General features: G+C 66.2%; 12 protein-coding genes. 6 read left to right on the top strand and 6 right to left on the bottom strand.

From position 1 onward, the window contains the following. The first annotated feature begins 72 nt into the window (after window positions 1-72). Window positions 73-333 (top strand): transposase, encoded by a 261-nt coding sequence (locus tag ACSMXO_RS25045; RefSeq protein ID WP_455414005.1) that lies wholly within the window; start codon window positions 73-75, stop codon window positions 331-333. Here ACSMXO_RS25045 and ACSMXO_RS25050 read toward each other — a convergent pair. From ACSMXO_RS25050 to ACSMXO_RS25065, 4 genes are all read right to left on the bottom strand, one after another. After that, the gene (locus ACSMXO_RS25050) at window positions 287-796 is read right to left on the bottom strand and encodes a hypothetical protein (RefSeq protein WP_455414006.1); all 510 of its coding nucleotides are present in this window, start codon (window positions 794-796) and stop codon (window positions 287-289) included. The genes ACSMXO_RS25045 and ACSMXO_RS25050 overlap by 47 nt on opposite strands. Further along, a complete protein-coding gene (locus ACSMXO_RS25055) occupies window positions 780-1,148 on the bottom strand; it encodes a hypothetical protein (protein ID WP_455414007.1) in 369 nt (122 codons plus the stop codon). The genes ACSMXO_RS25050 and ACSMXO_RS25055 overlap by 17 nt, the downstream gene beginning before the upstream one ends. After that, window positions 1,129-4,335, bottom strand: coding sequence for an RHS repeat-associated core domain-containing protein (locus ACSMXO_RS25060; RefSeq protein WP_455414008.1), 3,207 nt, complete (start codon window positions 4,333-4,335; stop codon window positions 1,129-1,131). The genes ACSMXO_RS25055 and ACSMXO_RS25060 overlap by 20 nt, the downstream gene beginning before the upstream one ends. Window positions 4,336-4,860: 525 nt before the next feature. After that, a complete protein-coding gene (locus ACSMXO_RS25065) occupies window positions 4,861-5,499 on the bottom strand; it encodes a hypothetical protein (protein ID WP_455414009.1) in 639 nt (212 codons plus the stop codon). A gap of 833 nt (window positions 5,500-6,332) precedes the next feature. Here ACSMXO_RS25065 and ACSMXO_RS25070 point away from each other — a divergent pair. The 5 genes from ACSMXO_RS25070 to ACSMXO_RS25090 all read left to right on the top strand — a co-directional run bounded on the left by ACSMXO_RS25070 (window position 6,333) and on the right by ACSMXO_RS25090 (window position 9,480). Further along, the gene (locus tag ACSMXO_RS25070; protein WP_455414010.1) at window positions 6,333-6,824 is read left to right on the top strand and encodes a Chromate resistance protein ChrB; all 492 of its coding nucleotides are present in this window, start codon (window positions 6,333-6,335) and stop codon (window positions 6,822-6,824) included. Then, window positions 6,821-7,252: a chromate resistance protein ChrB domain-containing protein gene (locus ACSMXO_RS25075; RefSeq protein ID WP_455414011.1), complete on the top strand. Its 432-nt coding sequence runs from the start codon at window positions 6,821-6,823 to the stop codon at window positions 7,250-7,252. The genes ACSMXO_RS25070 and ACSMXO_RS25075 overlap by 4 nt, the downstream gene beginning before the upstream one ends. Window positions 7,253-7,359: 107 nt before the next feature. After that, entirely contained in the window at window positions 7,360-8,739 is a 1,380-nt protein-coding gene (chrA, locus tag ACSMXO_RS25080) for a chromate efflux transporter (protein ID WP_455414012.1), read from the top strand. 248 nt (window positions 8,740-8,987) lie between these two features. After that, window positions 8,988-9,194, top strand: coding sequence for a hypothetical protein (locus ACSMXO_RS25085; protein WP_455414013.1), 207 nt, complete (start codon window positions 8,988-8,990; stop codon window positions 9,192-9,194). Window position 9,195: 1 nt separating this feature from the next. Then, entirely contained in the window at window positions 9,196-9,480 is a 285-nt protein-coding gene (locus tag ACSMXO_RS25090; RefSeq protein WP_455414014.1) for a hypothetical protein, read from the top strand. 126 nt (window positions 9,481-9,606) lie between these two features. Here the strand turns inward: ACSMXO_RS25090 and ACSMXO_RS25095 are convergent, their stop codons facing one another. Next, the gene (locus ACSMXO_RS25095; RefSeq protein WP_455414015.1) at window positions 9,607-10,320 is read right to left on the bottom strand and encodes a DUF2625 family protein; all 714 of its coding nucleotides are present in this window, start codon (window positions 10,318-10,320) and stop codon (window positions 9,607-9,609) included. Between the two features lie 772 nt (window positions 10,321-11,092). After that, the gene (locus ACSMXO_RS25100) at window positions 11,093-11,221 is read right to left on the bottom strand and encodes a hypothetical protein (protein ID WP_455414016.1); all 129 of its coding nucleotides are present in this window, start codon (window positions 11,219-11,221) and stop codon (window positions 11,093-11,095) included. Window positions 11,222-11,256 lie beyond the last annotated feature (35 nt).

Below are 11,256 nucleotides of genomic sequence, written 5' to 3' on the forward strand. Positions count from 1 at the left end.
AGTCAGAGGGTGTATGACATCGATGTCGGACGGCGTGTCCGTCGGGGTGGCGTGGCTGAGTCGGTGATCAGGGTGTGGAACGGACCCCTCGGCACCCCCTCGGAGCTGACCGACGAGCAGTGGGACATCATCGAGCCGATGTTGCCGCTGCCCCAGTGGCTCGGCCAGCCGGAGAAGAATCCCAGGCGGGCGATCGTGGACGTGATCTTGTACGTGCTGCGCACCGGTTGCTCCTGGCGGCAACTGCCGGTCGACTTCCCGCCCTGGTCGACCGTGTACTGGCACTTCAACCGATCAGATCTTCGGACGAGATCCGCAACCCAGCCACTATAGCCAACCACCTCAGAGCTTCGAACGGGATTGGATAATCGTCGTGCTCAAGATAGACGGTCAGGCAATCATTATCAAAAGCAACATCACCGATGCGCCAAAACTCATTCCCGGACGAGAACCAATGGAGCCATTCCGACGCCATCCAGCCAGACTCCCGCTCGAACGCCAACCGGTCAGGGGCGGCTCGCCACCTAGCGAGCCATTGCTCAGCCTCCTCGTCAGTCAGCTCGGGTGCGAACGCATCGGTCAGCCAACTCGGAAGGCCAGGAAGAACAATCTGCCAATCAGAATCAGCGTGGCTTTTGAGCATTAGAAGGAGGTTCGCGGTCTCGCGGGTGCGCCCAGATTCACTGGACCCAGGAACCAGTTTGACACTACTCCTCATCAGATACTCCTTCCATCCGAAAACAGCCCAGTGGGTTGAAAGTCCCGCACCACAATCCAGCTTATCCGATTCTTCCACTATTAGGCACAATATAGTCAAGCATTAGCTTAATATTATCAGGCTTCAAGCCATATTGATCCGCAAGAGGAGTTCCGTCCCTTCTCCTGTTATCGACCGCAATTGGGCGCGTCGGAAATCTCCTCGACATTCTCTCCGGCACTGCATCCGCCCGCAGGTACTCAAGAAACTCACGCTTGACCTTGAAACTCTTAATCACCGTATCGGGGTGCGCTGCCAAATGCATGTCTCTGAACTCCTCAGCCCTCGCCCGGTCGCCGAAGTTTAGAAACAGCGACTTTGCGTTAACTCCGCGAATCAGAACTGAATCATCTTCATGAATTCTGACACGCTCATTTCCAGCACCTTCCACCCGATACACCGTGACGGTATCGGGGTCGCAGTCGTCGGCGATGCCATTGTTGTTGTGTACGAGGACCGGCTCGTCGCCGGCGATCACATAGTACGTGTGGATGTCGGCGACGGTGAGGTCGCGCATCACCTCGGAGCCGGTGAAGTTGCGGACCGCGGTGACGTATTGGATCTGCCCGTCGGGGGCCTACCAGGGTGGATTCGCCGACGACCAGCTCGGCCGCGTCGATCCAGGCACCGGTGGTGACGTCCCAGAACGGATGGTGTGCGGTGGTCTTCAGGACCGAGGTGGTCGGTCCGCGGGTGCTGCGTTCGCCGTTGCCCTCGTTGATCGGCTTTCTGCCCGCCGCGGTGTCGTCGGCGGGTCGATCGGAGACCGTGACGTCGGTCAGTTCCCGGTCACGGTTGGCGTGCAGCACCGTGACCTCACGGGCACCGTCCTTGCCGGTCTGTGGGTCCGTGGCACGAACCTCGTCACCGATCGCCACCTCGGAGATCCGCCGGGTAGTGCCATCAGCCATCAGCACCAACGTGTCCGGGTCGAAGCTGTGCTTCTTCTGGCAGGACGACAGGTCCGCCGGGTCTTGCCCCGCCTCCGCCGACGAAGGGCCGCTGTCCTGCTCCTCAGCGCGCCGGTTCTCCTTCTTCGGCTCCTTGTTCGTCGGTGCCGGCTTCTGCGGCTTGGCCTGCTTGGTCGGCGCCGTCTCCTTCTTCGGCTCAGCCTTCGGCTTCTGCGGCTTCGCCTGCGCCGACGGCTTCGGCTTCCGCTCGACCTTCGGCTTCGGCTTCGGCTTCTTCTTCGCGGCCGGCTTCTTTTTCTTCTTCGGTGGCTTCGGCTTCTTCGGCACCTTCTTCATCACGTCGTTCAACAGCTTGCGGCCCGCGTTGATCGCATCCGAAGCGCGGCGCATCGCGCTCTGCGCACCGTCGACGATCCGCTTCCACGCCCGATAGCCATCAAAAGCCCTCTCCGCGGCGCGGAAAAGGGATCGGCCCAGCTTGATCGCCTTGATCGGGCCGAGCGCGTTCGACGCCAGATCCGCGCAGTCCCACAGGCTGCCCCCGAGACAACCCTGCAACGCGGTGTAACCGATGATGTCCAGCAGCGTGCCGATACCGACCTGCAACAGGATGTCCAGCAACGACGTCTGGCTCTCCCGCTCGGCCCGCTGGAACTCGGCCTCCTGGGCGGCGATCTGCGCACCCGCGGCCTGCATGTCCCGATCCCGCTGCTCCATCGCGTCGTTGTAGACATCCATCGCGGCCTGGAACTTGCGAACCGCACAGGCGTAGTCGTACTCACCGCACTTACCATCGACGGCGTTACCCGTGATGTCGGTGTTCGACAGCGGATCGCCTTCGGCATACGCGAACCGGTTGGCCGAACCGGAGGTCGGGGTCGGGCTGTTGTTCGCGGTGTCCCGGGTGTCGAACGCAGCGGTCTCCGGGTCGTACCACCGCGACCACATGTTGACCTTGCCGGCGGTCTGATCTGTCCATTCCTGCTGGTAGCCGAGCTTGCCGACCATGCCACCGGCCGCGAGGACCTTGCCCCACGGGTCGTAGGACACCGAGCCCGCCAGCATGGCGCCGGTATCGGTGAACTCACCCACCACATCGGTGTGGGCATCGGTCCACGCGTGCCGCTTCGTGCTCCCCGAGGCAACCGCGACCAGGCTACCGGCCACGTCACGGACGTAGACGGTGCTGCCGTCGGCAGCCACGTCGTTACCAAGACCGGTATAGCTCACCCCGGTCTGTAGCATCCGCCCCAAACCGTCGTAGCTGTAACTCGTCGTCCCCCCGGTCTTCGTGCCTTGCACCTTGACCTGATTGAACGCGTCGGTCTCGGTGATGACCGTCTGCCCGCCGCTGGTAGTCGACAGTAGGGTTCCGCGGGGCGTGTACTGATACGTCGTACCTGAGGAGTCGGACACCAGCTGGTTGCGTTGGTCGTAGGTGAACGTCGTGGTTCCGGCCTGTACGCGGTTGCCGGACTTGTCGTAGGCGTACACCACCGGGGTGGTGCCGTTGTCCCACAGGGTCAGGCGGTTGGCGAGGTCGTACTCGTAGGTGTTGGTCGACGCCCCGTTGAAACCGGTGGTCGTCTTCTTCGTCAGGCTGTCGTTGAGATTCCACTCGTAGTCAATCTTGGCGACCGTGGCGCCGGCCGCATTCCTCAGCTCGTCCGAGGTCAGCTGCTGGAGATCGTTGTAGCCGAAAGTCCGGACGCTACCGGGATAGTTGATCTTCTCGACCCGCGACATGGTGTCGTAGCTGTAGGTCATGTTCACGCCCGCGGCCGCGTTCTCGACCTTCTGTGCACGGCCCGCCGTGTCGTAGCTGTACGACGTCGTGCCGGCGGCGTCGGTCCGCGAGGTCAGCGCACCGTCGCCGTTGTAGGTGTACGACGAGTTACCCGAGACACCGGTGATCGAGGTGACCAGACCCCGATCGTCGTAGGCGATCTGGTTCGTCCCGGCGGAACCGGCGAACGACTCCATCCGGCCGGCCTTGTCATAGGTGTAGGTCTTGTCCGTGGTCACGGCCTGCGCGCCGGTGCCGGAACTCTTGCGCAACCGCCCCATCGAGTCGTACTCGGAGGTGACCGTCACCCCGCCCGGCGAGTCCACCCGCGTCAGACGGCCGCCCTTGTCATACGTCATGGTGAAGGTGCGGTCGGCCGTGTTCGGCGTCGATGTCGTGGCCGGTTCGATCTGTGACTCGGGCAGACCCCAGGTGTTGTAGGTGGTGATGAACTTGTTGCCCCGGCCGTCGGTGAACCGGGTCTGCCGGCCGGTCAGGTCGTAACCGAACTCCGTCGTGATCGTCTGCGACGGGCCGACCGACTCGCGCTGCGTGACCAACCGGTCGAGAGCGTCGTAGCCGAACGTCTTCGTGGCCTTACGGGCATCGGTGAACGCCACCAGGTTGCCGGAGACGTCGAACCGCTGCGACTCGTTGCGCAGCAACACCCCGGCCGCCGAGTAGTCCGTCGCGCTGAATTGCTGACCGGCGAGGTTGTAGGCGGCCGTGGAGTAGGTGCCGTCCGGCGCGGTCGTCCGGACCACCCGGCCTGCACCGTCATAGGTCATCTTCGTGACCTGGCCCGCCCCGTCGGTGATCCGGGTGGGTTCACCGGCACTGTTGTACTCGGCTTTGGTCACGACCTTGTCCGGCGAGATCACGGAGGTCGGCCAAGGACTACGGCAGGATCAGCCCGGGCGGCCTTCCACAGCCACGCCTCCTCAGAAGAGCACGAGTTGATCGTCACGGGCTTCGAGGTCGACGATCCTGATCGGTGATCCCGATTGAGTCTGGGAAATTCCGCTCCGGGGGCGATGAGAGTACATGCAGTTTAGGGAATTCCGGGCGCGTGAGCCGGCGTACTGGGCCCTCGGTGGGCGTTCTGGCGGAGCCGAGCAAACAACCGGTACCTGTGGTGCTCGGGCTGTGAAGGGGCGGTTGTGGAGATAGTCGTCGACCGCAGACCGATAGCCGTAGCTGGGCACTACCAATTTGCCCACAGAGATCGGGGACTGCCGTGGGAGTCGTTGACCGCTGCGTGGCTTGTGGAAGTGTCGGTCAGAAACCAGAAGGCGGCACGGATGTCCGAACCGTGGGCGACCCGGAACTGGAAGCTGCCCAGCCCACCGGGCGGCGGGCAACATCTCCGACACCCGGCGAGCGCGTGACCGAGGATCCTTGCGGCCCTACAGCGGACCGACGCGCCAGCCCTCCAGATCTGTGGGTGCGTTGATGTGATACGTACGCACGCCGAGATCCTCGCAGGTGTATATCCGGGATGGCGGGTACCCGATTTGGATCGTCCTGCGGCCCCAGGTCTGCGCCTCGAAGGTCACGTCATACGCCTGCACCCCGTAGTCCCCCCGGATCCCGGAGCGCGGCGGCACGGTAGCGGTCACCGACACCCCGACCGCCGTCGTCCGCGACCACTGGACGTTCGAGCCGACCGTCAGCTCCAGCTTCTCGAGCAGCGACGCCTTCATGCTCGCGCTGACCGAGACGCTGAACGTCTGCGACTGCTGTGAGGTGAACGTGACGCTCGCCGGGGTGTCCAGGTTGTTCACCGCGATCCTGGTGTCGCTGACATTGAAGGTAGGCGTCGAATTGAACGAGAGATAGTCGTAACTCTCCCAGGCGGGCCGCTCCGGGGACGAAGGAACCCATTCCCAGTCCCGGGCGCCGAGTTCGATACAGAGCCCCGGGGAGGCGGCGGCCGGGGCGGCGTCCACCAGGACGACCAGCCCCGCCGAGGCCGCCACCGTGAGCGTCGACAGTACGGCCGACCGCCACCACTTCCGCCCAGGCGCGTACGTTCGAATCACCACCGCGTACCCCTTCTCGAACAGCCGGCGAAGTCAGGGCATTGAAGCTAACAGGCGGGTGGGCGCCGGCGAAAGCAGTCGATATGGCGGCCCGGACAGGGCGTGGATCCACGATCCGAGGTCAACCGTCCACCCCTGCCGAGCATTCAGTCCGGATCCACTCCTGCCGAGGATTTCGGCAATGCCGGCGCATGCCACGAACGGTCCGGACGTGTGCGAACGGACCGGCCCGCGAGCCGTCCTTGAGGTTCCACCCCGGGACCGGACACCGGGGTTTCAAGCCGCGAGGGCGGTGGGTGGACGGTAGCAGGCACGGGCTTCGTAGAACTCGTCCGCTCGGGGCGGCGATCAGGTCGCCCGTTTCGCGGTCAGGCAGACGTTGCTGCCGGTCGGCCGCTGCGACGTTGGCGCGTATACGAGCGCCTATGGAGCCGAGGTGACGGGTACCTGCCTTACCGCCGCTGTGCCTGGTCGACAGCGCGAGGAACCTTGGGTTGTTCCGCCACCGGTGTGACCAGGAACATTGGGCGCGAACAGAAGCAGGTGCGGGGCAAGCACCGCAGTCACGCAACCTCGCCATGATCACCAGACCGGGGATGACCATCCCGACAGCGGGGCCAGGTGGTGCGTCGGTTACGGCGTCGACCGGTGTCGCATTCGCACGACTGGGTGGACATGGTCAGCTCGGCGCTGGAGTCGTTGCGTTAGGGCCGGCCAGCGTTGTGGATTTCGCTGGATGCAACAGGGTGACCGCCGCATGCACGCCGACCACTGGACCACTCGATGCAACCATGGTTACAGTAATCTCGGTTGCTTCCTGGAGGGTGGTGGTTGTGGTGTCGGTGCCGGGTGAGTGGGTGCTGTTGGCCTACCGGGTGCCGCGCGAGCCGTCCACGCCGCGGATCGCGATCTGGCGCCGGCTCAAGCAGCTCGGCGTGGCGCAGATCGGTGACGGCCTGGTCGGGTTACCGGCCGACGCGCGGACGCGGGAACAGTTGGAGTGGGTCGCCGACGACGTGGTCGCGGCCAGCGGGACGGCGAGTGTGTGGCTGGCCCGGCCGGCATCGGCCGCGGCGGAGCGGGAGCTGGCGGCGCAGATGGCGACGGCCCGGGCGGTCGAGTACGCGAAGATCGCCGCCGAGGCGGACGCCTCGGCGCAGCTGACCGCTCCGGCACGGGCCGCCGCCGTACGTCGGCTGCGTGCAGAGCTGCGGCGTGTTCGCCGTCGGGACTTCTTTCCGCCCCCTGAGCGCGAGGTCGCCCAGCAGGCGCTCGCCACCCTGGCGAGCGAGCCCGTCACTGATCCGGTGCGTGGGGGTGCCTCGTGAGGTGGGCGACCCGGGCCGGGGTGCACATCGACCGGGCCGCCTGCGGGTGGCTGATCCGCCGGCACGTCGACCCGGACGCCGAGTTCGTCTTCGTCGCCGATCCCGCCGAGGTGCCGTCCGACGCGACGCCGTTCGACATGCGCGGGGTGGACCTGTCGCACCACGGGTCGGACTGCACGTTCGAGACGATCCTGCGCCGCTACGAGCTGGCTGATCCGGTGCTGTGGCGGGTCGCGGAGATCGTGCACGAGGCCGACATCGACGACGGGCGGTACGACGCGCCGGAGGCGGCCGGCCTGGACGTCGCACTGCGTGGCCTGTCCATGGTCTGTGACGACGCCCGGGTGCTGGAGCTGACCGGGCCGTTGTTCGACGGCCTGTACGAGTACCACCGCCGCGCCCTGCTGCTGGGGCGCACCCCCGCATAACCTGCCGCACTCTAGGTACCGCGCGCGGCCCACCCGGTCGTGCGCGTACTGAGCCCTGCCCTGCTTGTCGTATTCGACCAGCCGATCCGATTAGTGGAGGTCTCGCCGTGACGACTACCGAGCCCCCGGCCACCCGTGACGTCGTGCCCTTCGGCCAGGCCGTGAAGGCGTGGTTCGCGATCTCACTGCAGACGTTCGGCGGGCCGGCCGGGCAGATAGCCGTGATGCAGCGGCACCTGGTCGATGAGCGCCGCTGGATCGGCCAGCGGCGTTTCCTGCACGCGCTCAACTACTGCATGCTCCTACCCGGACCAGAAGCCCAGCAGCTCGCGATCTACGTCGGCTGGCTGCTCAACGGCATCCGGGGCGGTCTGGTCGCCGGGACCCTGTTCGTACTCCCCGGGCTGGTCGCACTGCTGGCCCTGTCGGCGATCTATGTCGGCTACGGCGACACCCGCACCGTGACCGCCGTGTTCGCCGGCCTCGCGCCGGCCGTGGTCGCGATCGTCGCCCAGGCGGTGTGGCGGGTCGGCAGCCGCGCCCTCACCAACAAGCTGCTGATCGGGTTCGCGATCGCCGCGTTCGTCGCCCTCGCCGCGTTCAGCGTGCCGTTCCCGGTCGTCATTGCCGTCGCCGCCCTGGCTGGCTGGGCCGTACACCGCTGGCGCCCTCACCTCCTCACCACCGGCGGGCACAGCGGCAACGGCAACGATGGACCGGCGCCGTTGATCCCGGACAACGCCCTGCACCACGACAGCCCGTCCGCACGGCGGGCCACCACGATCCTCGCCGTCGGACTCGTCGCCTGGTTCGCCCCGATCGCGCTGGTCGCCGCGACCACCGGCGTCGGCAGCGTCTACACCCAGCAGGGCCTGTTCTTCTCCGGCACCGCGGTGGTCACCTTCGGCGGCGCCTACGCCGTCCTCGCCTACGTCGCCCAACGGGCTGTCGAGGATTACGGCTGGCTCTCCGCCGGCGACATGGTCCGCGGCCTGGCCCTGGCCGAGAGCACCCCCGGCCCGCTGATCATGGTGGTGCAGTTCGTCGCGTTCCTCGGCGCCTACCACCACCCCGGCAGCCTCGACCCCTGGGTCGCCGGGATCGTCGGCTCCCTGCTCACCACCTGGGTCACCTTCGTACCCTGCTTCCTGTTCATCCTCCTCGGCGCCCCCTACGTCGAACGCCTACGCACCAACCACAGCCTCTCCGCCGCGCTCACCGGCATCACCGCCGCCGTCGTCGGCGTCATCGCCAACCTCGGCCTCTACTTCACCGTCCACACCCTGTTCGCCACGAGCCGCCTCGTCACCGGCGGTCCGCTACGCCTGGAACTGCCCGAACCCGCAGCCGTCCGGTGGGTGCCTCTAGCCATCGCCGTCATCGCTGGCGTGCTCATCTTCCGGTTCAGGTGGTCCGTCCTGCGGGTCCTCGGCCTCAGCGCCGTACTCGGACTCGGCGCCGGGTTGGCGGGCCTGCCGGTCGCCTGACCCGATCCGGTATGAGGCGCAGTGGCACCACAAAGTCAACGTGCACCGACAACCGTCGTAGGACGGGTTTCGGGCGCTGAGACCCTCGCGGCAACGCCCGCGCGGGGCAGCTGACCCGCGCCTGACCGCCGGCGAAGCCGACTACAGGGCCGCTCGGCGGAGGGCTACGCGGGCATACGGGCCCGGTCACCGATCTGTACAGCCACGCAGGTTGTCCGCCGCTGGCGGCGCTTCCCGGGATCTGTCCGGTGAAGCGGGCACTGGCGATCACGCTCGGCATCCTCACCGCAATCGGCGGTTTCGTCGACATCGGTGACATCGTCTCCACCTCCGAGGCCGGGCCACGATTCGGCCTGGCACACGTCTGGGTCCTGGTCGTCGGCGTGATCGGCATCTGCGTCTACGCCGAGATGGCCGCGGTCCCGCTGCTGGTCATGACCGGAATGGGAGGTTGAGATGGCTGTCCTGATCGGGTTCGACCTACTGGACCGGCAGATCGTCGACCGGGACGGCATCCCGATCGGCAAGTTCGATGACGTCGAGTTAACCGCGGGTGCGGACGATCGGCTGTGCGTCACCGCGCTGCTCACCGGCCAGCAGGCGCTCGGCGCCCGGTTCGGCGGCGTACTCGGCCGGTGGATCGGCATGATGCTGTCACCCGTACTGATGGCGCTGTCCCCACTCGCCCGCCTGGGGCAGGCCCTTCCAGCGCCAGATACGAATCCCCATCACATGCACTGACTTACCACCGTCGGTGCGCGCCACCACCAGCCGGAGTCGTCACGGTCCGTGGGCGGCCTCCGGCGTCGGGAACTGCCGAGGTGCATGCGTCGCCGAGGATCTCTGCGAGAGTGCTGGCAGCAGCCTTCATCCGACACGGATATCCATCGTTCCGGTGTCTGGTTCTGCAGCAAACCGCGCCGCGAACTCATCCTGCAGCGAGAACAGTTCGGCCATCGGTGCCGGTCCGCGAGTGGTTCCGGCGAGATCCTGGTGCGCTTCTCGGGACCACAGGAACGGGTAGACCGTGATGCCGTGCGACAGAGGCAACGTGCGAGTCTCGTCCTGCCAGCCCGGCCACCGCAGCGACTCGTAGAACTCGGCGGTTCCGCCCTGCGCGATCCATGACAGCCAGGAACCGTGACCGGCGTCGAGGGACTCCCACCGCAACGTGTCCGGGCCGAAGTAGCAAACGTCGCCAGCGCCTCCGGGGCGACCGGACGCTGCCGGATCGGGTCCGTTGACCTCGAACCGTCCACCGAGCACGTCGTAGCCGACCAGCAACGCCGCAGGCGGCTGCTCGTCTCCGGGAAGGCCGTTAGCCTCCGCCAGCGAGGGCAGACCAGAGTCACCACCGCCCCCGAGTATCCGCAGCCAGCCGTCGTCGACCAGCAGACCACCGGTGTGCAACGACAACGCGCCCATTCGCGACCGTGTGGTGACCTGCAAGCGGTACAGACTCTCCCGGCCGGCGTCTGAAGAGATCGGCAGGATGGTGATCCGCTTGTTGGACAATAGTTCCGTCTCGAGCGCCCGCCACGCCGGATCGGAGAACGCCGCAAGCTCCTCTGGGGTGCGCATCCGATCATCATGCCCGCCCGTTTGCGCCCCCAAAATACATCCCGCTTCCCTGATCGAGCGGTCTGGCCCACCAGCTGAGCCGGCGCAATCACATGCCGCGATGCGCGCGGCGACTCGGCCACCAAACAGTCACCCTCAGTGATGGCTGATCCCGGCTCGCCCGGACAGCGATAGTCGTTGAAGTCGATGGCCGGATGGACGGCACGGTCCCGTACTGCCGGGATAAATCGTTCAGCATCGTTATGGACCTGGGTACGTTCGGGCGTACCCGGTTGGGCACGTTGGCTCGTACGCCGACAGCGTGGGGCGGGCTCCCCACGCCCGTGGGGGTGGTCCGGCCGACTGGGACCCGGACGAGGTGTTGGTGTTGTGCTCCCCACGCCCGTGGGGGAGGACGGCGCAAATGAAACGGTTCATTAGATTCACGCCCGACGATACGAGAGGCGGCAGTCATCGGTCAAGTGCCTGCAACGGAACGGCAGGTGGTCCTCCCGTCGTTCCGGTGACAGCCGGCTGCGCACAGCTAGGCGAGAAACGTTGCCCGCAACCGCACCAGCGAACTAAATGACAGAAGGCATCCGGTATGGATGGTTGCAAGTGCGACCGTCGAACTTGGGAAGCGGCAGAGCGCGGAGAGCCGCTCCACGCAGTGGCGAGCCGTCGGTGTGACGCCACTGTGCGCGAGATGCTGAATCGCGTCCACGTCAGTCGTTGCCTGCGGACCATCTGCGTCGCCCCGGCGTCGTGGATGTCCACCTTGGTCAGGCGGCCACTACTGGCCCGCGATGGGGCGGGCGACCTCCCTGAGGCCCTGGTAGGCGTGCATGTCATCGACGTCATCGGCGGTGGATGACCGCAGCAGCAGCCGATCGGTGGCAATGGGCAGGGACAGTGCCTTCATGCGCGACTCTTGGTTCGGCAACGACCGGACCACAG

The sequence above is a fragment of the Plantactinospora sp. DSM 117369 genome (assembly GCF_053764795.1).

What these genes read in the sequence shown, in the direction of transcription:
- ACSMXO_RS25090 (WP_455414014.1), top strand. Translation starts at nt 9,196, where the DNA reads ATGGCTGTCCTGATCGGGTTCGACCTACTGGACCGGCAGATCGTCGAC.
- ACSMXO_RS25095 (WP_455414015.1), bottom strand. Translation starts at nt 10,320, where the DNA reads ATGCGCACCCCAGAGGAGCTTGCGGCGTTCTCCGATCCGGCGTGGCGG.
- ACSMXO_RS25100 (WP_455414016.1), bottom strand. Translation starts at nt 11,221, where the DNA reads ATGAAGGCACTGTCCCTGCCCATTGCCACCGATCGGCTGCTGCTGCGG.